Source organism: Bifidobacterium choerinum, from assembly GCF_000741135.1.
GTDB lineage: Bacteria > Actinomycetota > Actinomycetes > Actinomycetales > Bifidobacteriaceae > Bifidobacterium > Bifidobacterium choerinum.
Genome location: NZ_JGYU01000012.1, coordinates 38,443 through 59,424 on the forward strand (window position 1 = coordinate 38,443; position 20,982 = coordinate 59,424).

The 20,982-nt window shown below is 62.1% G+C and carries 20 protein-coding genes; 17 read left to right on the forward strand and 3 right to left on the reverse strand.

Translation table 11 applies throughout. The features are described 5' to 3' along the window. The first annotated feature begins 11 nt into the window (after window positions 1-11). The 8 genes from BCHO_RS07855 (at window position 12) to BCHO_RS09435 (ending at window position 8,580) form a co-directional block, all read left to right on the forward strand. A complete protein-coding gene (locus BCHO_RS07855) occupies window positions 12-2,027 on the forward strand; it encodes a dipeptide ABC transporter ATP-binding protein (RefSeq protein ID WP_024540571.1) in 2,016 nt (671 codons plus the stop codon). A gap of 121 nt (window positions 2,028-2,148) precedes the next feature. After that, window positions 2,149-3,009 carry an exodeoxyribonuclease III gene (locus BCHO_RS07860; RefSeq protein ID WP_024540570.1) on the forward strand — a complete coding sequence of 287 codons (861 nt, stop codon included), beginning with the start codon at window positions 2,149-2,151 and terminating at the stop codon, window positions 3,007-3,009. A gap of 182 nt (window positions 3,010-3,191) precedes the next feature. Continuing rightward, the gene (locus tag BCHO_RS07865; protein ID WP_024540569.1) at window positions 3,192-4,178 is read left to right on the forward strand and encodes a DUF3710 domain-containing protein; all 987 of its coding nucleotides are present in this window, start codon (window positions 3,192-3,194) and stop codon (window positions 4,176-4,178) included. Between the two features lie 4 nt (window positions 4,179-4,182). Continuing rightward, the gene (locus BCHO_RS07870) at window positions 4,183-4,986 is read left to right on the forward strand and encodes a DUF3159 domain-containing protein (RefSeq protein WP_024540568.1); all 804 of its coding nucleotides are present in this window, start codon (window positions 4,183-4,185) and stop codon (window positions 4,984-4,986) included. Then, window positions 4,970-5,581, forward strand: coding sequence for a type 1 periplasmic-binding domain-containing protein (locus BCHO_RS07875; protein ID WP_237743068.1), 612 nt, complete (start codon window positions 4,970-4,972; stop codon window positions 5,579-5,581). Before BCHO_RS07870 ends, BCHO_RS07875 begins: the two co-directional genes overlap by 17 nt. A gap of 81 nt (window positions 5,582-5,662) precedes the next feature. Next, entirely contained in the window at window positions 5,663-6,982 is a 1,320-nt protein-coding gene (locus BCHO_RS07880; protein ID WP_024540566.1) for a class I SAM-dependent RNA methyltransferase, read from the forward strand. 150 nt (window positions 6,983-7,132) lie between these two features. Then, entirely contained in the window at window positions 7,133-8,161 is a 1,029-nt protein-coding gene (locus BCHO_RS09305) for an IS3 family transposase (RefSeq protein WP_024540565.1), read from the forward strand. Between the two features lie 131 nt (window positions 8,162-8,292). Next, window positions 8,293-8,580 (forward strand): DUF262 domain-containing protein, encoded by a 288-nt coding sequence (locus BCHO_RS09435; protein ID WP_024540564.1) that lies wholly within the window; start codon window positions 8,293-8,295, stop codon window positions 8,578-8,580. A gap of 118 nt (window positions 8,581-8,698) precedes the next feature. On the opposite strand, the gene BCHO_RS09440 is transcribed toward BCHO_RS09435, so the two are convergent. Beyond that, window positions 8,699-9,139: a hypothetical protein gene (locus tag BCHO_RS09440; protein ID WP_202805368.1), complete on the reverse strand. Its 441-nt coding sequence runs from the start codon at window positions 9,137-9,139 to the stop codon at window positions 8,699-8,701. A gap of 178 nt (window positions 9,140-9,317) precedes the next feature. Between BCHO_RS09440 and BCHO_RS07895 the strand changes: the two genes are divergently transcribed. The 5 genes from BCHO_RS07895 (at window position 9,318) to BCHO_RS07915 (ending at window position 13,024) form a co-directional block, all read left to right on the forward strand. Continuing rightward, window positions 9,318-9,692, forward strand: coding sequence for a hypothetical protein (locus BCHO_RS07895; RefSeq protein WP_198405412.1), 375 nt, complete (start codon window positions 9,318-9,320; stop codon window positions 9,690-9,692). Window positions 9,693-9,839: 147 nt separating this feature from the next. Then, entirely contained in the window at window positions 9,840-11,768 is a 1,929-nt protein-coding gene (locus BCHO_RS07900) for a heavy metal translocating P-type ATPase (RefSeq protein ID WP_024540563.1), read from the forward strand. 22 nt (window positions 11,769-11,790) lie between these two features. Beyond that, window positions 11,791-12,018, forward strand: coding sequence for a heavy-metal-associated domain-containing protein (locus BCHO_RS07905; RefSeq protein WP_024540562.1), 228 nt, complete (start codon window positions 11,791-11,793; stop codon window positions 12,016-12,018). 49 nt (window positions 12,019-12,067) lie between these two features. Then, complete coding sequence (locus BCHO_RS07910; RefSeq protein WP_033491400.1) at window positions 12,068-12,349, forward strand: hypothetical protein; 282 nt, start codon at window positions 12,068-12,070, stop codon at window positions 12,347-12,349. Window positions 12,350-12,409: 60 nt separating this feature from the next. Continuing rightward, the gene (locus tag BCHO_RS07915; RefSeq protein ID WP_202805369.1) at window positions 12,410-13,024 is read left to right on the forward strand and encodes a Crp/Fnr family transcriptional regulator; all 615 of its coding nucleotides are present in this window, start codon (window positions 12,410-12,412) and stop codon (window positions 13,022-13,024) included. Window positions 13,025-13,096: 72 nt separating this feature from the next. On the opposite strand, the gene BCHO_RS07920 is transcribed toward BCHO_RS07915, so the two are convergent. Beyond that, window positions 13,097-13,348, reverse strand: coding sequence for a membrane protein (locus tag BCHO_RS07920; protein ID WP_024540560.1), 252 nt, complete (start codon window positions 13,346-13,348; stop codon window positions 13,097-13,099). 57 nt (window positions 13,349-13,405) lie between these two features. On the opposite strand from BCHO_RS07920, the gene BCHO_RS07925 reads away from it, so the two are divergent. From BCHO_RS07925 to acnA, 3 genes are all read left to right on the forward strand, one after another. Then, on the forward strand, window positions 13,406-13,951 hold the full coding sequence (locus BCHO_RS07925) for a hypothetical protein (RefSeq protein ID WP_024540559.1): 546 nt from the start codon (window positions 13,406-13,408) through the stop codon (window positions 13,949-13,951). Window positions 13,952-14,481: 530 nt separating this feature from the next. Continuing rightward, window positions 14,482-17,004, forward strand: coding sequence for a cation-translocating P-type ATPase (locus tag BCHO_RS07930; RefSeq protein ID WP_024540558.1), 2,523 nt, complete (start codon window positions 14,482-14,484; stop codon window positions 17,002-17,004). Between the two features lie 61 nt (window positions 17,005-17,065). Next, window positions 17,066-19,768 (forward strand): aconitate hydratase AcnA, encoded by a 2,703-nt coding sequence (acnA, locus tag BCHO_RS07935; RefSeq protein WP_024540557.1) that lies wholly within the window; start codon window positions 17,066-17,068, stop codon window positions 19,766-19,768. A gap of 129 nt (window positions 19,769-19,897) precedes the next feature. Here acnA and BCHO_RS07940 read toward each other — a convergent pair whose 3' ends face one another. After that, on the reverse strand, window positions 19,898-20,161 hold the full coding sequence (locus tag BCHO_RS07940; protein WP_024540556.1) for a DUF6019 family protein: 264 nt from the start codon (window positions 20,159-20,161) through the stop codon (window positions 19,898-19,900). Between the two features lie 132 nt (window positions 20,162-20,293). On the opposite strand from BCHO_RS07940, the gene BCHO_RS07945 reads away from it, so the two are divergent. Next, complete coding sequence (locus BCHO_RS07945) at window positions 20,294-20,947, forward strand: sugar O-acetyltransferase (protein WP_024540555.1); 654 nt, start codon at window positions 20,294-20,296, stop codon at window positions 20,945-20,947. Window positions 20,948-20,982 lie beyond the last annotated feature (35 nt).

The window sequence follows — 20,982 nt, forward strand, 5'->3', positions numbered from 1 at the left end:
AGGAGTAAGCAATGACAGAAGATACGAATATCGAGCAGAAGCTCGACGACCTGCAGCGTCAGGAGGGTCCGCTCCTCGAGGTCAAGGACCTGCAGGTCGACTTCACAACCGACGACGGCCGCGCCGTGCACGCGGTGCGCGATTCGTCGTTCAGCGTCTATCCGGGCCAGTGGGTCGCGATCGTCGGCGAATCCGGCTCCGGCAAGTCGACGTCGGCGATGGCCTGCCTCGGCCTGCTGCCGGGCACCGGCAAGGTCGTAGGCGGCTCGATCAAGCTCAACGGCACCGAGATCTCGCATTACACGCAGAAGCAGTTCGTCACCGTGCGCGGCTCGAAGATGGGCCTCGTGCCGCAGGACCCGATGAGCAACCTCAACCCGGTGTGGCGCATCGGCACGCAGGTCAAGGAGGCGCTCGTCGCGAACAACATGGACGTCGCGCATGAGAAGCGCTCCGAACTCGCGAAGGCGCTCGCCGACGCGGACATCGAGATCAAGAGCGAGGGCGACGAGACCTTCCTCGGCTCGAAGGAGCTGCCCGAGCTCATCGAGGCCGCCGAGCAGGCGCTCGTCAAGGTCGGCGTGACCGGCGACGCCCTCGAGAAGAAGATGGCGTACTTCCACTCCGAATGGGTCCCGGGCTCCGAGACCCGCTGGCGCGTCGCCGACGACCTGATCAAGGCCGGCGTCAAGGACGACGACGCCTGGTACATCGCGAAGAAGTACGTCCTCGGATCGACGATGAACGACCGCATCGCCGGCCTGCTCGACGAGGCGGGCCTGCCGGACGCGGCCGTGCGCGCACGCCAGTACCCGCACGAGTTCTCCGGCGGCATGCGCCAGCGCGCGCTCATCGCGATCGGCCTGGCGTGCCGCCCCGAGCTGCTCATCGCCGACGAGCCGACCTCGGCGCTCGACGTGACCGTGCAGAAGAGGATCCTCGACCATCTGCAGGGGCTCACCGATTCACTCGGCACGGCGGTGCTGTTCATCACGCACGACCTCGGCCTCGCCGCCGAGCGCGCGCAGCACATCGTCGTCATGTACAAGGGACAGGTCGTCGAATCCGGCCCGTCGCTCGAGGTGCTCCAGCACCCGCAGCATCCGTACACGAAGCGTCTCGTCGCCGCCGCCCCGTCGCTCGCCTCTCAGCGCATCGTCTCCGTCGAGGAGCGCGGCGACGACGCGAGCGCGCTGATGGAGCACAAGGTCAACGAGGATTCGCTCGAGCACGCCGACGTCGTCATCGACGTCGAGCATCTGACGAAGGAGTTCAAGCTCCCGCGCCGCAAGGAGATGTTCAAGGCCGTCGACGATGTCAGCTTCAAGGTCAAGCGAGGCACGACGCTCGCGATCGTCGGCGAGTCCGGCTCCGGCAAGTCGACGGTGGCGAACATGGTGCTCAAGCTGCTCAAGCCGACGAGCGGCACCGTCACCTACAACGGCCAGGACATCAGCCAGTTCAAGGGCAAGTCGCTGCTCGCCTTCCGCAGGCACGTGCAGCCGGTGTTCCAGAACCCCTACGGCTCGCTCGACCCGATGTACTCGATCTTCCGTTCGATCGAGGAGCCGCTGCGCATCCACGGCATCGGCGACAAGACGAGCCGTGCGGTGCGCGTGCGCGAGTTGCTCGACATGGTCGAGCTGCCCGAATCGGTCATGCAGCGCTACCCGAACGAGCTGTCCGGCGGCCAGCGCCAGCGCATCGCGATCGCGCGCGCAATGGCGCTCAACCCGGACGTCATCGTCTGCGACGAGGCCGTGTCCGCGCTCGACGTGCTCGTGCAGGACCAGGTGCTCCATCTGCTCAACGACCTGCAGACGAAGAACGGGCTGAGCTACCTGTTTATCACGCACGACCTGGCCGTCGTGCGCCAGATCGCCGACGACGTCGTCGTCATGCAGCACGGCAGGCTCGTCGAGCACGGCACGACCGACGAGGTCTTCCTGCACCCCAAGCAGCAGTATACGAAGGACCTGCTCGACGCGATCCCGGGCGGCAAGCTCGAACTCGGCCTCGACCTGTGAGGTCCGACGCTCCGTCGTCATGAAGGCGGCGCGCACCTTTTCCGGGGCGCGCCGCCTTCGCATATGCGCGCGCCGTGAAGCCGCTGGCGTCCGGGCAGGCACGCGGGTAGGCTCGTGAGCCATGACGATGACGATTACGACCTCGAACCTCAACGGCATCCGCGCCGCGAAACGCAAAGGCATGGAGAAGTGGCTCCTTCGGCACACGCCCGACGTGTGGTGCATGCAGGAGACGCGCGCCCCGCAGGACGTCCTCGACGAGATCTTCCAGGAGATCGGCGCCGACTACGTCGAGGCGGGGAAGGTGGGCAGTCCCGGCGACGTCCACGCGATCGACGACGTGTGCCGGATTAAGGGACGCGCCGGCGTCGGCCTCGTCAGCGTGCTGCCGATCGGCGACCCGCGCATCGGGCTGCCCGGACTCGACGAGGACGTCGACACCGGACGCTGGATCGAGACGGACGTGCACACCGCGCAGGGCTACACGGTGACCGTCGCATGCGTGTACGTGCACGCTGGCGGCGACGGCGACGACATCAAGGAAGTGCAGAAGTACCGCTTCCTCGACGCGATGACGGCGCGCATGGAGCAGCTGCGCGAGGAGGCCGCGCGCGGCGGCAGGCAGGCGGTCGTCTGCGGCGACTTCAACATCGCGCACCGGCCGATCGACCTGAAGAACGCGAAGGCGAACGAGACGACGCACGGCTTCCTGCCCGCCGAACGCGCGTACATCGACAAATGGCTCGACGAGATGGAGTACGTCGACGTCATGCGCGACCTCGCCGGCGACATCCAGGGGCCGTACACGTGGTGGAGCCAGCGCGGGCGCGCCTTCGACAACGATGCCGGCTGGCGCCTCGACTACCAGTTCGCGACGCCGGAGCTCGCGCAGACGGCCCGCGGATTCGTCGTCGACCGCGCCGAGGAATGGTACAAGCGCTGGTCCGACCATGCGCCGCTGAGCATCACCTACGACGTGTGAGCGGCGCCGGAGCGTACGGCCGCGGACGGCTTATGGAAAGGTCGTGACGGAACACGGCGCTCTCCGGCGCGTTCCACCACGCCCGTGCTAGGCTAGTGGCGGTAAATCATGGGCGTGCCGCGTCTTGGGCGAGGACGTCGACGGCATAGGCACGCGCACAGCAGACAGGAGACGAGGCACAGATGGGACTGTTCGGATTCGGCAGGAAGAAGAAGGAGAGGGAAGCGGCGAAGGAACGCGAGGAACGTCTCGCGCAGGCCGTCGCCTCCCAGACCGAGGACGTCGCGAAGGAGGACGCCGACGATATCGACGTCACCGCCGCCGAGCAGCCTGGCCATGACCGCGAGGTCGCCGACGAGGAGCGCGCCGCCGAGGCGAAGGCCGTGCGCGACGACGAGTCCGAGGGCCTGCCGGAGGCCGCCGACGCCGAGGACGGCGACGAGGCGCTCGCGGTGCCGACCGAGGCGGTCATGGACTATCAGGGCCGCGGCGAGCAGTTCGGCCCGTGGGACATCAGCGAGGACAACGGCCCCGACTACGACGAATACCTGTCGCTTGGCTCCTTCTACATCCCGTTCGTGCAGGGCATCCAGCTGCGCCTCAAGGCGAGCAAGGCGGACAACACATTGCTCGGCGCGACGGTGACGATCGGACGCTCGAGCCTCGAGCTCGAGGCCTTCGCGGCGCCCAAGACGATGGGACTGTGGGACGACGTGCGCGACGACCTCGTCGCCGCGAACCCGGCAGCCAAGGTGGAGCCCGGCATCTTCGGCGCCGAAGTGCGCCTGCCGATCCAGCTGCCGAACGGCAAGAAGCACATCACGCGCATCATCGGCGTCGACGGCCCGCGCTGGATGCTGCGCGGCATCTTCTCCGGCCCCGCCGCCGACGATCCGGACAGCCCGGAGGCGAAGGTGCTCGACCGCTTCTTCTCGTACATCGTCGTCGACCGCGGCGAGGAGCCGCTTGCGCCGCGCGACCTGATCCCGATGGCGCAGCCGCTCACGCCGGGCGAACGCCGCGCGATGGCCGAGGCCGCCGACGGGGACGATACGGACGACGCGCCCGCCACGATCGACGGCAAGCCGACCGGCCCGATGAACTCCGACCACGAGGTGGAGCAGAAGACGACGCTCTCGCGCGGGCCGATGTTCTCCGAACTGCGCTGAGATGATGACGCAGCCACGCCAACGCACCGGGCTCGGTGCGCTCGCATCCTCCGACGGCGACGACTTCTCGGTCATCCAGGCGATCGGCGGCCCGCGCGGCGTCGTCGAATCGATGCTGCCGGGCGTCGTCTTCGTCGTCATGTTCATCGTCACGAGCGACCTCAAACTTACCGTCATCGTCTCCGCGGCGCTCGCGGCGGCGCAGGTCGTCGTGCGCTTGTGCCAGCGGCAGTCGGTCATGGGTGCGCTTTCGGGGCTCGTCGCCGTCGCGATCTGCCTGATATGGGCATGGAAGAGCGGCGAGGCGCGCAACTACTACATGTACGGCTTCATCACGAACGCCGCGTACATCGTCGTGCTGCTCGTCTCGCTGCTCGTTAAGGTGCCGGGCCTCGGCTTCCTGATCGAGTTCATCCGTTCGCTGCCGACCGAGCGTTTCCGCGCATGGCTCGACAGCTGGCGCTCCGACCGTGCGCTGATGCGCGCCTATACGATGATCACCTGGCTGTGGATAGGCGTGTTCGCGCTGCGTCTGGTCGTGCAGGTGCCGCTGTATCTGACCGACCGCGTCGGCTGGCTCGGCACGGCGCGGCTGCTGATGGGTATTCCGTTCTGGGCGCTCGCGATCTGGGTGTCCTATCTGATCGTGGCCGATCCGATGCACCGGCACAAGCAGCTCGAGCTCGCACGCGCCGAGCAGGAGGGTGAACGGGAGGCCGAGGCGCGCGACGGCGATACGAATGACGGTCATGCGAACGATGGCGATACGCAGGGCGGCCGGACGGACGATCATGGGACGGGGGCCTGACATGGGCAACGGCATCATCCTCAAGGTGGCGGTGGGCGTGTGCTGTGCGCTCGCCGTCTTCGCGCTCGCCTCATGCGCGCCGAAGAACGCCGCCGTCGGCGACACCGGATCGTCGAGCACCGACGCCCCGGCGCATGTCGATTCGCCGGGCGAGACGCAGACCGTCGCGATCGTCGGCTCCGCGAACGGCGCGGACGGCCTCGTCGAGGAGGCGTTGGACGCCGACGGCTACAAGGTCGTCCTCACGCCGGTGACGGACGCGGACAGCATGACTGATACAGATGCTGCGACGGCCGCGCGCATCCAGGCGGTGCGCGACGCCGTCGGACGCAACGTGAGCCTGATCGTCATCGGCGAAGCGGACATGGCGCATCAGACCAAGCAGTGGCGTGAGGTGCTGCAGGCGGCGCGCAGCGCCGGCATCCCGGTCGTGCTGCTCAATCCGGTCGAGGCGCCGGACGACGCGACGCTGTTCGCCGCGACGTTCATCGTCAACGACCGCATGATGGATGCGACGCCGGTCGGCGAGGCGGCGCGCCGGGTCATCGAGGACGAGCCGCACGAGCGCGACATCGTCGTCACGACGCTGCACTGAGCGCGTCGGCATCACCACACGAACGCAGATACGAACGCAAGCAACGCGCGCCGTGCGCACGGCCGCGGGACAGGAGAGGGCATGGAAGCCACGGTGGACATCGAACGGTACGCGGATCAGGGACGATGCGTCGCGCACATCGACGGGCGCGTCGTCTTCGTGCGCTTCGCACTGCCCGGCGAACGCGTGAGGATCGCGCTCGACGAGCCGGCCGACCGCAAGGACCGTTTCTGGACCGGCGAGGTCGTCGAGGTGCTCGAGGCGAGCCCCGACCGCGTCGAGCCGGCATGGCCGCTCGCCGGACCGCTTGCGATGGGCGGCGGCGTCGGCGGCGCCGACCTCATCCACGTCTCGCTCGAAGGACAGGAACGCTGGAAGGAAGCCGCGGTCAAGGACGTCATGGCACGCCTCGGACACGTCGAACTCGACGAGGTGCCCGTCTACGCGATGCCCGGCGACGAGGAGGCGGGCGGCCTCAACTGGCGCACGCGCATCGAGATGATCACCGACGACGAGGGCAGGCCGTCGATGCACCGGCGCGGCAGCCATCTGCGCGTGCCGATCGATACGATGCCGCTCGCGACGCGCGCCGTGCTCGAGGCGGCCGCGATGAACGACGTCTGGGACGGTGCGCTGCCGGCGAACGCGCAGCTGCGCGTCGCCGTGCCCGAACCGCGCGTCGACGCCGCCGACGTCGCGACGCCCGAGGCGCTGCGCCGCGCGATCGGCGACAACTACGCCGTCATCGTCGACGGCAAGGTGCGCCACGGCAGCCGCAACCTCACCGAACGCATCACCGTCGACGGCCGCGAGTTCACGTACACGGTCGACGCCGCCGGCTTCTGGCAGATGCACCGCGAGGCGTCGCAGGTGCTGCCGCAGTACGTTGTCGACCAGATCCGCGAGGCGATGGACGGCCGCGCGCCGCGCAACGGGCGCAACCTCGTCATCTGGGACCTGTATTCGGGCTCCGGCTTGTTCACGTTGCCGCTCGCGACGCTGATCGACGACCATGCGAAGCTCGTCAGCGTCGAAGGCGCGAAGACGGCCGTCGCGAACGCCCGCAGGAACCTCAAGAGCGCGGGCATCCACACGGTGCAGGCGTTGTGCGGCGACGTGCTCAAGACGCTCGAGAAAGACATCGATCCGCAGCGCGCGCACCCCGACATCGTCGTCCTCGACCCGCCGCGCGCGGGCGCGAAGGCGAAGGTGTGCACGAAGATCGCGAACTCCGGCGCGCCGATCGTCGTGTACATCGCGTGCGACCCGGCGTCGCTCGCGCGTGACACGGCGACGCTCACCCAGCATGGATATGCGCTCCATTCGATCGCCGCGTTCGACATCTACCCGATGACGCACCATGTTGAGACGGTAGCATTGATGTCAAGAGTCAGAGGCTAAGGGGTGAGAAAAGCCTTATTTTAAGCCATTCCTGCACACCTGACCTTTTTGCAAAAGGATGGTCCAACTAAGAAAAAACTCTCTGGGGGAACTTATCGAACTGAGGTGGTGCCGATTTTTTGGACTCTTTGGTGGGAAAGGAGTCCACTGATGGTGAAGTACACGAGGGAGCAGAGGCTTCGTGCGGTGAGGTTGTATGAGCAGTACGATCGCAGCGCGGCGTCGGTGATCAACGAGCTGGGGTGTCCGTCCCGGCAGATGCTGGTGCGCTGGCATCGGGCATGGGTCGAGGCCGGCCGCGACGACGGCGGCTCGCTTGGCGACGGGCGCGGGGAACGCTACACGCCCGGGCAGAAACGCGCGGCGGTCGATCATTACCTGCGGCACGGGAGGTGCGCGGCGCGCACGATCCGCGCGCTGGGCTATCCGTGCAAGGCGCTGTTGGCGCGCTGGGTCGACGAGCTGGAGCCGGGCCAACGCCGGATCAGTCGGGCTCCCGTGGATGCGGGGACGCGTCGCAAGGCGGTGGTCGAATATGCCTCGGGCTCCAGGACGAGTCGGCAGATCGGCGAGGAGCTGGGGGTCAGTGCCGATGTCGTGCGAAACTGGAAGCACAAGATGCTTGCGGGCGACGACAAGGAGCGTGCGATGGGCGACGACGCGGACAAGGGCGGAACGCCGAAGTCCCGCGAGGACCGGCACCGCGATGACGGTGGCAGATCCCTTGAGGGCATGCGGCGGGAACGCGACGAGATACGTTCGCAGCTGACGCGGATGCGCGCCGAGCGCGACGAGCTGGAGATCGAGCTGGAGATCATCCGCTACACGAAGGAGCTGTTGGGAAAAGGGCGGGGTGCAGACCCCGACAACCTGACCAACGCCGGGAGGACCCGTCTGGTATTGCATCTGGCCGACAGGTTCGCCATGAAGCCACGCGACCTGCTGGGAAGGTGCGGCCTGTCGCGCAGCACATTCTACGACAACGGGAAGCGTCTGGGCCGGCCCGAGCGGGACGAGTGGCTGCTCGATCCCGTCCGGCGGGCGTTCGAGCAAAGCCGGGAACGATACGGATACCGGCGTATATGGCGCATGCTGCGCGACCGGGGCATACGCGTGTGCGCCCGGCGCGTCATGAAGCTCATGACCCGGCACGGCATCGCCCATTACCATGTTAAGTAGATTCCAACTGAGGAATCTACTTAACATGGTAATGGGCAGGCATAAATGCAGAAAATTGACAAAACAGACACGCTCAAAACAATTCTGAGTGGTCGCAAGTACATCGTCGATTATTTCCAGCGGGAATACCGGTGGGGCAGAAGCAGATCGAGCAGATGCTCGCCGACTTCCAGGGCACATTTGAGGAATTTTATGATCCGGATAATCATGATACGCCGGAAGAAGTCATGAACTATGGCTTTTACTATATGGGATGCATCATCTGTACTGGCGGTTCCGTAAAGAAAATCATCGATGGCCAGCGGCGTCTGACCTCGCTAACACTTCTCATCATCTATCTGAACAACCTGCAAAAAGAAACTGTCAAGGACGAGGATCTCCTTGTCCCGCTGGATGACATGATCTATTCAAATGGATGACATGATCTATTCAAAGGCTTTCAGTAAGAAGAGCTTCAATATCGATGTGGCTGACCGCGGAACCTGCATGCAGGCTCTATTGCGAAAAGATGAAACCTATGTGCTAGTGAATGAGAGCTCACAGAATATGCTTGACCGGTATTAGGACATAGAGGACATCTTCCCTGACGAGTTGAAGGGAGAAGCGCTTCCTTACTTTATTAACTGGCTGATAGAGAAGGTCCTCCTTCTGGAGGTCGACACACCGTCTGACGACGAAGCACACACGATTTTCCTGACAATGAATGACCGAGGCCTGAGTCTGAACAGCGCCGAGATAATGAAGGCTTGCATCATCCGGCAGGTTGCAGAAGCTGACCGCATTGAGGTGAATCGGAAGTGGCAGGACAACATCAACCGTATCAAGAACGCCTCTTCTTACGATACGAGCGGCATGGTGAATACGCAGGACGTTGAATTCATCTCTATCTGGCTTCGCGCAAAATATGCCAATTCCATGCAAGACACCAAGCGCGGTGCTAAAGATGAGGATTACGAACTTCTCGGCGACAAGTTCCATACCTGGGTAGTCAACAACGCCCGGACGGCGATGGGCCTTGTAAAGTCGAAGGACTACAAGGAATTTGTTCTCATTGAAATGACACGTGTCACTGATGTCTATCTTCTGATGAAAGGCTATGGCAGCAAGCTGACTCCCGGAACACTTCCATGGCTTCCCGGATGGCAAGGATGCCCAAGTGCCAACCCTTGCCCAGGACACCGACCAGGATGGCTTTATCGACCTCTTGGAAACCGAACCGGTCTCCGGCACGACTATGGTGCCCCTGGACGTGGCTCCGCACGAAATGTGCATCCCCCACGACAACTACCCAGTTGCCGACGCAAACGGCTATTACAGCTATGAAAAAGATGTCGACTTAGCCAAGCTGGAAGCCAAGTTCAAGGAAGTCTTCAATGACCAGGACCTGGCCCTGGACAAGCGGGTGGTCTACATCCACGGCATGCCAGCTGACCTGGAATTGCCAGAAAGCGTTGGCGGCAAGATCAACGACCATTACGGCCAACACGTCACTCTTCCAATCGCGGCTGGTAAAATCAACCGCGTCGGCTAAAACTAAGCCATTCAGAGGATTAAATTCCCCTGGATGGCTTTTTTCGTGAAAAAATTTTTGCAAAATCTCAATCTTGATAGAAATCAATGGAGGAATTCTGCTTTCCCGGTATGTTAAAAGCATCAAAGCAAGGAGGTCAAAAGATCAATGCAAAAATGGTTAATGAAAAATCGCAACCGGCTGACGGCCGCTACGGGCATCTTAATCGTCCTGGCCTTTGCCGCAAAATGGTTATTTAAAGGTGAAGCAGCAGAGTCCGGCCTGCTCCTGGCCGCCTCCCTCATCCCCGGCTTCCCGATCGCCGCATCCGCTTGGCAGGCCCTGAAAGTCAAAGTCATCAGTATCGACTTGCTGGTGACCCTGGCCATCTTAGGTGCCTTCGTCATCCAGGAATTCGAAGAATCCGCCATCGTGGCCTTCCTCTTCTTGTTTGGGGCTTACCTTGAACAAAAGACCCTGGCCAAGACCCGGTCAGCCATCGAGGAACTGGTGGAGATGGTGCCAGAAACCGCCCTCCGGCAGACGGCAGACGGCGACTTTGAAGAAGTTGACTTAGACGACCTGGACGAAGGGGACATCGTTTTGGTCAAGACCGGCGGCAAGATCCCGGTTGACGGGGAAGTCGTCTCCGGTTCCGGGACGGCCAACGAAGCCAGCATTACCGGTGAATCCATGCCTTTAGACAAGAAGCCCGGCGACCCGGTCTATGCCGGTACTATTTTGGAAAACGGGATCATCCGGATCGAGGCGGAAAAAGTCGGGGATGAGACGACTTTTGGCAAGATCATCGAACTGGTGGAAGAAGCCCAGGACTCCAAGTCCCAAGCTGAGCGTCTAATTGACCGCTTCTCCAAGTACTACACCCCAGTCGTCCTGCTCCTGGCCATTATTGTTGGCCTCATCAGCCAAGACCTGGAACTGGCTGTAACCATCCTGGTTCTCGGCTGCCCGGGTGCCTTGGTTATCGGGGTTCCGGTCTCCAACGTGGCCGGAATCGGCAATGGGGCCAAGCAGGGGATCCTTTTTAAAGGCAGTGAAGTCATCACCAAGTTCAGCAAGGTCGACACGATCATGTTCGACAAGACCGGGACCTTGACTTACGGCGACCCCCGGGTCAGCCAGGTGAAAAAGTACGGCCAGGGCCAGCTGGCTGAACAGCTTTTGGTTAGCGTGGAAAAAGAATCTGCCCACCCTTTGGCGAAAGCCATCACTGGCTACTATGAAGACCTGGAAGCTAAAGAAGTTGAAGCTTCCCAGGTCCTCCAGGGCGGCGGGATCGTTGCTCAAGTAGCTGGCCGGCAGGTCCTGGTCGGCAACCGCTACCTGCTTGACCAGTACCATGTCCCAGTCACAAAACAAATGGAAAGGGACATGGAAGAGCTGGCGAGTGCTGGTAATTCCCTGGTTCTGGTGGTCGTTAACGGGCGGCTGGAACTTGCTTTAGGCTTAAAGGATGAGATCCGGGCCGGGGTCAAGGAAGACCTGGCTGCTTTAAAGAAGCTGGGCGTCAAGAACCTGCTCCTCTTGTCCGGTGACAACCAGAAGACGGTTGACCTGGTAGCGGAAGAACTGGGCCTCACTGAGGCATATGGCCAGCTTTTGCCAGAAGACAAGGTCGAATTTGTCAAAAAGCGGCAGGCGGCCGGTGAAATCGTGGCCTTTGTCGGCGACGGGATCAACGACAGTCCGTCACTGGCCCGGGCAGACATCGGGATTGCCATGGGCAGTGGGGCTGACGTGGCAATTGAGACTTCAAACGTGGTCCTCATGAACGGCAGCTTTGACCGGATTCCGCGGGCCCTGGCCCTGGCTAAGGCCACCCGGCGGAACATGATTGAGAACATCACCATCGCTCTGGCTGTCGTAGCCGTCCTGCTGGTCAGCGTGTTAGCCAGCTCATGGATGAACATGGCCATCGGGATGTTTGTCCACGAAGGCAGTATCCTGATTGTAATCTTAAACGCCATGCGCCTTCTGGCCTACCGGTCAAAATTACAAAAATCGCGAAAGTTGATAGAAAACAATTTTTCGCAAGCAGCAGGCCTGTATACTAAGGGCATCGAAAGTATCCAATAGAAAAAAGAAAGGACAAGAAATCATGCAAAAAGCAATTTTACAACTTGAAACATTAGCCTGCCCGACCTGCATGCAGAAGATCGCGGGGGCCATCGCCAATGTCGACGGGGTTGAAAAGACCAGCGTTAAGGTCCTCTTCAACGCAAGCAAGGCCAAGGCCAACTTCGACCCGGAAAAAACCAATTTGGACACGATCACTCAAGCTGTGAAGAATATCGGCTATGACGTCTTGAAGGCCAGCGCTAAATAAGAGAAAAAGCAAAAACAAGAAAAACGACTAATCAAGAAAAAAGGAGAAAATGATGATCAAGGAATTTTTTACCAAGAACGATGAAATGTTAGACTTATATACGAAGGCAATTACCAAGGCCCATGGCGCCCACCACCCGGAAGTCTTTGAAGTCCGCAAGGTTTATGAAGACATCCAAAAGAAAGTGAAGGCCGGCCAGGAAGACTTGACTGCCGACTTCAGCAGGCTGCGGTCCTTGACCGCGGATTACGCCATTCCGGCCGACGCCTGCGGGGCGATGACTAAGGCCTATCAGACCCTGGAAGAATTCGACCACTTGGTCCAGGGCTAATTTTTACCAGCAGAGGAGAGCAAAATGCAGCATATATGTGTCAGCCTTGTTCCCTTATTCATGGACCTGCCAGGAAAAGACCAGCTTAAGATCAATTCCCTGGCCATCCACCGGCGCTATCAAAAGGGTGAGACGATTTTTCAGCCAGGGGATGAAAAGCTGCAGATCGTGGCCCGGGGAAGCATGAAGGTTTACCAGCTGTCCGCCAGTGGCCGCGAGCAGCTGCTCCGGGTTGCCCAGCCGGGTGACTATGAAGGGGAAAAGCAGCTTTTTGGCCTGGAAAACGACAGCTTCTTCGGCGAGGCCATGGAGAATACGGAAATCTGCAGCTTGGGCAAGGCCGACTTCAACCGGGTCCTCCTAGGAAATCCCCAGCTCTCCCTCAAACTGCTGGAACTCAGCACCCAGAAGCTGCTGGCCACGGAAAGACAGACCCAGTTCCTGGCCATGGAGCGGGTCGAAGAAAGGCTGGCCAGCTACCTGCTCGACTTGGCTAAAGTGGCTGGAAGCGACCAGGTCCAGCTGTCCATGAAGATGAAAGATATCGCCTTCTACTTGGGAACTACTCCCGAAACCCTCTCCCGCAAATTCAAACTCCTCGAAAAAATGGGCTATTTGAAAAGGACAGGCAAGCAGGTGAAAATCCTTGATGAAGATGGCCTGCTGGACTTGTAATAGACAAGAAAAATCTCCCTCTAGATTACTAGGAGGAGATTTTTACTATCGAAAAAGAAAGATGAAGACGGCTTAGTGCAAGGCAGTTACAAAAGTGATCAGGCCGAAGATAATGCCAGGGACATTGGCAATAAAGACCGGCCAGTCCTTGTATTTCTGCAAAAGGGCGTAGCTGCACCAAAAGGAGCTGTCGATGGAGGCAACCAGCGGCTGCATGGGATTGCCATATTGGCCGTGCAAGTTGTTGATGATCAGCGGAATATATGAGACGTACATCAGAATTGACATGATGCTGGCAATCCGGCCGACAAGCATGGCTTTCATGCGATTCCTGACTTCAGTAAGCAAAGCATCGCAGACCGGGCTGAGATCTATCTGAGAATGGCAAGTGACATCTGGAATCCAGACGCCATTAAGGAAATCGTTGGTGGATGGGCCGATGACGATGAGAAGGACTTCTTCAAGAACGAGAAGGGCCGTGAATTTACAGTCGGCTATGCAGAAAGGAGCTGGCCAGACGCTCTGGAATACGGATTCCTGTCTGCGAACTTTGGCGGCAGCGGGAAATCTATTTATAACGTTCAGGTCGGAGATACGGTTTATTGCCATATCGCTGGATATGGCTTTGTAGGTATTGGCGAATGCACATCAACCGCTGTGCCGATGAAGAACTTCAAAGTGATGGTCGACGGCGCTTCAACTCCTGTAGCAGACGCGCCGTGGAAATCCGAGGAATCCAAGGAGAAACTTGATCCCAACAAGGAAGTATTTATCGAAGTTGCATGGAAGAAATATGTGACGGATATTAACGACGGCTACTGGGAGAAAGGAATGACGACAGTCCCGCTTGTAGTCTACATGCTTAATGACAAGACGACGCATCAGAAGGTCAGAGACCATTTCGGATACGCCGACAGCGCCGATTAAATCTTTCATCGGTGGCCATACTTTTTAACGATTGCAGATTGGAGGTGTCGCGGAGCCAGTAGCAGAATGCCAGTCGAGAATCTGCGACGGTAGAAAACCGGACATTGAAAAGCAAAACCGGACATTCAAATAGAAAACCGGACATTGGAGTCATGACGGAACCGGTTCAAGAAGAAACGACTTGATCGGTGACCGACCAAGATACCGACCAAGTTAGCGGCAGACAGGGTTGAGACCGTAATAATGAAGTAGCCAGCTGCAATGGAGCAGGTCGAGACGGTGGCCTCCCTCCTGCCTGCCGTATAAATATGGTAGAGAAAGCGCATGGACAAGTTTCCGCAAACGGAGAGCACCTGTAAAAACGCCGATTTTCGGCTTTGGGCAGTTCCCGCGTAAGGACGGAAAATGTAGACATTCAGGTGCTTGTTTCAAGCCATGTGGAGACGGTCGCCGTCTTCACGAAGTGAGCGCAGCCACTGGCTGGCGGAGCATACAACGGCGGGTGCACACGGTCGAGTAGACTGGCGCGCATGAGCGAAACGACGAATGCGGCAACGGCCGTGCAACCGAAGATGCCGGATGTGTCCGAACGGGGATTGACGGCGGCGCAAGTCGAGGACCGCATCGAACGTGGACAGACGAACGCCGTCACATCGTCGACGTCGCGCTCACTTGCCGACATCGTGCGTGCGAACGTGTTCACGCTGTTCAACGGCATCATCCTCACCGCGATGGTCATGGTGTTGATCGCCGGGTCATGGAAGGATGCCGTCTTCGGGTTCGTCATCATCATCAACACGGGCATCGGCATCGTCACCGAGCTGCGCGCAAAGTACACGCTCGACAAACTGTCGATCCTCGTCGCCTCTGATTACCTCGTGCGCCGCGACGGCAACGACGTGGAGGTTTCGCACAACGACATTGTGCTCGGCGACCTCATATGGCTGAGGTCGGGAGAGCAGGTGCCCGCGGACGCCACGATCGTGCAGACATGGGGGCTCGAACTCGACGAGTCGATGATCACCGGCGAATCGCGCACCGTGCGCAAGAAGGAGGGCGACACCGTCTACTCCGGCTCGACCGCAGTGTCCGGCATGGCGCTCGTGCACGTGACCGCGGTCGGCGCGCACAGCTACGCCGCCACACTCACCGCGCAGGCGAAGGTGTACAAGAAGAACGTCTCCGACCTCAACAAGGGCATCAACACGATCCTCAAGTTCATGACGTTCCTCGTGGTGCCGCTGTGCATCCTGCTCATCCTCACACAGATGAAGACCGTCGGTGGCTGGTCCGCGGCCATCGCGAGCGGCGCATGGCGGCAGGCGGTCGTCTCGTCGGTCGCCGGCGTGGTGGGCATGGTGCCGGAAGGCCTCGTGCTGCTCACCTCGCTCAACTTCGCGCTCGCGGCGATCAGGCTCGCGCGCAAGAACACGCTCGTGCAGGACCTCGACTCGGTGGAGACGCTCGCGCGCGTCGACTGCCTCAATCTCGACAAGACCGGCACGATCACCGACGGCGGCATCGTCTACGACGACTTTATCGCACTGCCCGCCTGTGCCAGCAAGCGGCAGGCGATGCAGGCTCTCTACGACCTGGCGAACGAGGAAAGCCCGAACGGCACCGGCCGTGCCGTGCTCGCGGGGCTCGGCAAGCAGGGATTCACCGGCAGCGCGCAACTCGAACGCGTGCCGTTCTCGAGCGCGCGCAAATGGAGCGCGGTCGCGTTCCACGACGAGCCCGAAGCAGGCCAGGGCGGCGTGTGGTACATGGGCGCGCCGGAAGTGCTGCTCGCCGGATTCGCGAACCAGTACCCGGACGTGCTCAAGCAAGTCAACGACTACGCGAACAACGGCATGCGCGTGCTGCTCATCGCGCACGCCGCCGGCGAAGTCCCCGCCGATTTCGAGACCGACCCGAAGCTCGAGGTGGGCGCGCAGCCCGTGGCGATCGTGCTGTGCTCCGAGCATATCCGTGACGACGCGGAGCCGACGCTCGCGTGGTTCCGTGAACAGGGCGTGCGCTGCCGCGTCATCTCCGGCGACAACCCGGTGACGGTCGGTGCGATCGCCGGTAAGGTCAAGCTCACCGGCGACCGCAAGCCGGTGGCCATGGATGCGCGCGAACTGCCGCAGGACGTCGATGAGCTGGCGCGCGTGCTCGAGAACGTCGACGTGCTCGGTCGCGTGCTGCCCGAACAGAAGAAGGCGATTGTACAGGCGCTGCACACGCAGAAGCATGTGGTGGCGATGACCGGCGACGGCGTCAATGATGCGCTCGCGATCAAGGAGGCCGATCTGGGCATCGCGATGGGCAACGCGGCGCCGGCGACGAAAGCGGTGGCCGAAGTCGTGCTCGTCGACTCGAAATTCTCGCATCTGCCCGACGTCGTGGCGCGCGGACGCCAGGTCATGGCGAACATGGAGCGCGTCGCTAGCCTGTTCCTGACGAAGACCGTCTATTCGGCGCTGATCTCGTTCGGTGTCGTGCTCAGCATGATCCCGTTCCCGTATCTGCCGCGGCACATCAGCTACATCGGCGCGTTGACGATCGGCGCCCCGGCGTTCCTGCTCGCGCTCGCGCCGAACACGCGCCGCTACATTCCCGGGTTCCTGCGCCGCGTCTTCGCGTTCTCGGTGCCGTGCGGCATCGCGACGGCGCTCTCGGTGCTGCTGTCCGCATGGTTCGTGCCGAAACTCATGGGGTGGAACGTCGACGGCTCGGCGCAGTACCAGCTGCTGTGGCGGTCGATGTGCGCCACGGTGCTCTTCGTGATGGGCCTCTACGTGCTCGCGCGCGTGGCGACGCCACTCAACTCGTGGCGCGGCTGGCTCCTCGCGGCGTTCGCGGCGGCGGGTGTGATCGGCATGTGCATCCCGTTCGTCGCGCATTTCTTCGCATTCCAGCTGCCGGGCGGCAAGGGTCTGCTCGCGCTTGGTGTGCAGATCGTGATCGCCACGCTGCTCTTCGCGCTCAGTGTGTGGCTGTTCCCCAAGTTCCTGCCCGTGACCATGCGTTCGGTCATCTCACAATACAAGCGCATATCGAAGCGCTGAAACATGCACACGGTATCGTGTGAGCCAATCACCAGTTCCACAACACGTTCGGAGGAAACCCATGTCCATGCGCGACGACCAGCTGGACGTCCTCAACGTCGGGGAGCAGTCGTACGACTACTACCGCATCGCCGACCTTGAGGGCATTGACCACCTTCCTTATTCGCTCAAGGTGCTCGTCGAGAACCTTGTGCGCAACGAGGACGGCGCCAACATCACCGACGAGCACGTGAAGGCGCTGCTCGATTGGGACCCTGCAGCCGATCCAAGCCATGAGATCCAGTTCACGCCGTCGCGCGTCGTCATGCAGGACTTCACCGGCGTGCCGTGCGTCGTCGACCTGGCCACGATGCGCGACGCCGTCAAGGAGCTCGGCGGCAACCCCGAGGTGATCAACCCGCAGGTGCAGTCCGACATGATCATCGACCATTCCGTGCAGATCGACGCCTACGGTGTGGATGACGCCGTGCAGATCAACATGGACATCGAATACGAGCGCAACGGCGAACGCTACCAGTTCCTGCGCTGGGGCCAGCAGGCCTTCGAGAACTTCCGCGTGGTGCCGCCGGGGACCGGCATCATCCACCAGGTCAACATCGAATACCTCGCCCAGGTCGTCATGCGCAAGGCCGCCGCCGACGGCAAGACGCTCGCGTACCTCGATTCGTGCGTCGGCACCGACTCGCACACCACGACCGTCAACGGACTCGGTGTGCTCGGCTGGGGCGTCGGCGGCATCGAAGCCGAGGCCGCCATGCTCGGCCAGCCGATCTCGATGCTCGTGCCGCGCGTCGTCGGCTTCAAGCTCAAGGGGTCGATCCCCGAAGGCGTCACAGCGACCGACGTGGTGCTCACCATCACCGACATGCTGCGCCAGCACGGCGTCGTCGGCAAGTTCGTCGAGTTCTACGGCGAAGGCATCGCGTCCGTCCCGCTCGCCAACCGCGCGACGATCGGCAACATGAGCCCGGAGTTCGGCTCGACGTGCGGCATCTTCCCGATTGATAACGTCACGCTCGACTACCTGCGCCTGACCGGCCGTTCCGACGAGCAGGTGGCGCTCGTCGAGGCGTATGCGAAGGCGAACAAGCTGTGGCACGATGTCAACGACCCGCAGTATGTGGAGCCGCAGTACTCCGAATACCTCGAGCTCGACCTGTCGACGGTCGTGCCGTCGATCGCCGGCCCGAAGCGCCCGCAGGACCGCATCGAGCTCAACCATGCGAAGACGACGTTCGAAGAGACACTGCCCGGCTATGTGACCGAGAAGACGAACGGCAACCCCGTGCACGTCTCGACCGATTTCCGCGGCGACTTCGACATCCAGAACGGCGACGTGGCAATCGCCTCGATCACCTCGTGCACCAACACCTCGAACCCCTCGGTCATGATCGCGGCCGGCCTCATCGCGCGCAACGCCGTGGCGAAGGGCCTCAAGCCCAAGCCATGGGTCAAGACCTCGCTCGCCCCGGGCTCGCAAGTCGTGGCCGACTACTTGAAGCAGGCTGGCCTGCAGGAGGACCTCGACCGCCTCGGCTACCAGCTCGTCGGCTTCGGCTGCGCCACGTGCATCGGCAACTCCGGGCCGCTGCTGCCGGAGATCTCCGAAGCGATCAACGCGAACGACCTGACGGTGACCGCCGTGCTGTCAGGCAACCGCAACTTCGAAGGCCGCATCAGCCCGGACGTCAAGATGAACTACCTCGCCTCGCCGCCGCTCGTCATCGCCTATGCGCTCGCCGGCACGATGGACTTCGACTTCGAGACGGAGCCGCTGGGCACCGACCCGGAAGGCAAGCCGGTGTACCTCAAGGACATCTGGCCCACGAACGACGAGGTCGAGCAGGTGGTGAGCGGCAATGTGAGCCGTGAGATGTTCCTCAACGACTACGCTTCGGTGTTCGAAGGCGACGCGCGCTGGAAGGGCCTTGACGTGCCCAAAGGCGAACTGTTCGCATGGGATCCGGAGTCGACGTATGTGCGCAAGCAGACGTTCTTCGACGGCATGGGCGCCGAGCCGGCCCCGGTCGAGGACATCCGCGACGCGCGCGTCCTCGCGTTCCTCGGCGACTCGGTCACGACCGACCACATCTCGCCGGCAGGTGCGTTCAAGGCGACGAGCCCGGCGGGCGAGTACCTGATCGCGCACGGCGTCGAGCCGAAGAACTTCAACTCCTACGGTTCGCGCCGCGGCAACCATGAGGTCATGGTGCGCGGCACCTTCGGCAACATCCGTCTGCGCAACATGCTGCTCGCCTCGGTCGGCGAGGAGGTCAGGCCCGGCGGCTACACCTACGACTTCCTCGCGATGAAGCCGACGACGATCTACGAGGCGTCGCGCGACTACATCGCCAACGGCACGCCGCTCGTCGTCATCGGCGGCAAGGAGTACGGCACCGGCTCGTCTCGCGACTGGGCGGCGAAGGGCACGGCGATGCTCGGCGTCAAGGCCGTCATCGTCGAAAGCTTCGAGCGCATCCACCGTTCGAATCTCATCGGCATGGGCGTGCTGCCGCTGCAGTTCCCCGAAGGCGAATCGGCCGAGTCGCTCGGCCTCGACGGCACCGAGACCTACTCGATCGACGGCATCACGGCGCTCAACGACGGCGTGACGCCGAAGACCGTGCATGTCGAGGCGACGCACAAGGACGGCACGAAGACCGAGTTCGAGGCGGTCGTGCGCATCGACACGCCCGGCGAGGCCGACTACTACCGCAACGGCGGCATCCTGCAGTACGTGCTGCGCAACCTGATGGCCGAATAGTGCCGTCCCGCCGTGCGCCGCGGACGATTGCCGCGGCGGACGATACAGACGATGAGGGGCGTCCACGGAATCTCCGTGGACGCCCCTCATCGCGTTGCGGTGCCAACGGCACCGCCCGGCCGCCTCGGCCTACTTGTCGGCCTTCCTGGCCTCCTTCACCGCCTGCTTGCGCTGCTCGTCGGCGACGATCGCGCGCACGCGCTCCTCCTGCAGCGCCTCGCGCTCGGCCTGCAGCCTGTCGTCCTTCGTGACGGGCGTGCGCACCTTGCCCATCTGCTCGTAGGCGTCGATGATGCCGGCGCGCACGGCGGCGCGGATCACGTAGTACAGCGCCCAGATGCACAGCGCGGCGATGATGATCGTGAACAGGATGGTAAAGATGGTACCGGCCATGGTTGCTCCTTTTGTCGTCTTTCCTCGGGTGATGCCATCGTTGGCAAGCACTGGCGCCATTATAGACATCGTCGCCCGGTTTGCCCGTGCGCTCGCCTGCGAGCACAAGGGCGTCCGCTAGAATCATGTGCTATGACGAACGACGCAACGACGAACGCGGCGCCTGACACCCGCGAATACGAACGCATGCTCTCCGGTGAGCTGTACATCGCCGACGACCCCCGGCTGCAGCAGCTCGGCGCTCGGCGCCGCCGGCTGCAGCAGCTGATCAACACGAGCGCCTGGGACGCCTTCGACGAACGCGACCGGCTGTTCCATGAGCTGCTCGGCGCATTCGGCGAAGGCTCGCACATCGAGCCGCCGTTCCGCTGCGACTACGGCTGCAACATCCATATCGGCCGCAACTTCTATGCGAACACCGACTGCATCGTCCTCGACGTCGCGCCGGTCACGATCGGCGACAATGTGTTCTTCGGCCCGCGCGTCGCGCTGTGCACGCCGTACCATCCGATCGACGCCGCCACGCGCAACGAGCAGCTCGAAGGCGGTCTGCCGATCACGATTGGCTCCGACGTCTGGTTCGGCGGCGGCGTGACCGTCTGCCCGGGAGTGACGATCGGCGACGACGTCGTCGTCGGCGCCGGGTCCGTCGTCGCGAAGGACATCCCGTCGCATGCGGTCGTCGTCGGCAACCCGGCGCACGTCGTGCGTGCGATCGGCGAGGAGGACCGCCGCCGGTGGCGCGCGCAGGCCGACGCCTACCGCGCATGGAAGGACGCGCAGTAGGGTTTCCGCATACGGCGCGCGGCGCGGCGCGGGCG

Coding starts and splice junctions, on each gene's coding strand:
- BCHO_RS07855 (WP_024540571.1), top strand. CDS start 12: ATGACAGAAGATACGAATATCGAGCAGAAGCTCGACGACCTGCAGCGT.
- BCHO_RS07860 (WP_024540570.1), top strand. CDS start 2,149: ATGACGATGACGATTACGACCTCGAACCTCAACGGCATCCGCGCCGCG.
- BCHO_RS07865 (WP_024540569.1), top strand. CDS start 3,192: ATGGGACTGTTCGGATTCGGCAGGAAGAAGAAGGAGAGGGAAGCGGCG.
- BCHO_RS07870 (WP_024540568.1), top strand. CDS start 4,183: ATGACGCAGCCACGCCAACGCACCGGGCTCGGTGCGCTCGCATCCTCC.
- BCHO_RS07875 (WP_237743068.1), top strand. CDS start 4,970: ATGGGACGGGGGCCTGACATGGGCAACGGCATCATCCTCAAGGTGGCG.
- BCHO_RS07880 (WP_024540566.1), top strand. CDS start 5,663: ATGGAAGCCACGGTGGACATCGAACGGTACGCGGATCAGGGACGATGC.
- BCHO_RS09305 (WP_024540565.1), top strand. CDS start 7,133: ATGGTGAAGTACACGAGGGAGCAGAGGCTTCGTGCGGTGAGGTTGTAT.
- BCHO_RS09440 (WP_202805368.1), bottom strand. CDS start 9,139: ATGGAACTTGTCGCCGAGAAGTTCGTAATCCTCATCTTTAGCACCGCG.
- BCHO_RS07900 (WP_024540563.1), top strand. CDS start 9,840: ATGCAAAAATGGTTAATGAAAAATCGCAACCGGCTGACGGCCGCTACG.
- BCHO_RS07905 (WP_024540562.1), top strand. CDS start 11,791: ATGCAAAAAGCAATTTTACAACTTGAAACATTAGCCTGCCCGACCTGC.
- BCHO_RS07910 (WP_033491400.1), top strand. CDS start 12,068: ATGATGATCAAGGAATTTTTTACCAAGAACGATGAAATGTTAGACTTA.
- BCHO_RS07915 (WP_202805369.1), top strand. CDS start 12,410: ATGGACCTGCCAGGAAAAGACCAGCTTAAGATCAATTCCCTGGCCATC.
- BCHO_RS07920 (WP_024540560.1), bottom strand. CDS start 13,348: ATGAAAGCCATGCTTGTCGGCCGGATTGCCAGCATCATGTCAATTCTG.
- BCHO_RS07925 (WP_024540559.1), top strand. CDS start 13,406: ATGGCAAGTGACATCTGGAATCCAGACGCCATTAAGGAAATCGTTGGT.
- BCHO_RS07930 (WP_024540558.1), top strand. CDS start 14,482: ATGAGCGAAACGACGAATGCGGCAACGGCCGTGCAACCGAAGATGCCG.
- acnA (WP_024540557.1), top strand. CDS start 17,066: ATGTCCATGCGCGACGACCAGCTGGACGTCCTCAACGTCGGGGAGCAG.
- BCHO_RS07940 (WP_024540556.1), bottom strand. CDS start 20,161: ATGGCCGGTACCATCTTTACCATCCTGTTCACGATCATCATCGCCGCG.
- BCHO_RS07945 (WP_024540555.1), top strand. CDS start 20,294: ATGACGAACGACGCAACGACGAACGCGGCGCCTGACACCCGCGAATAC.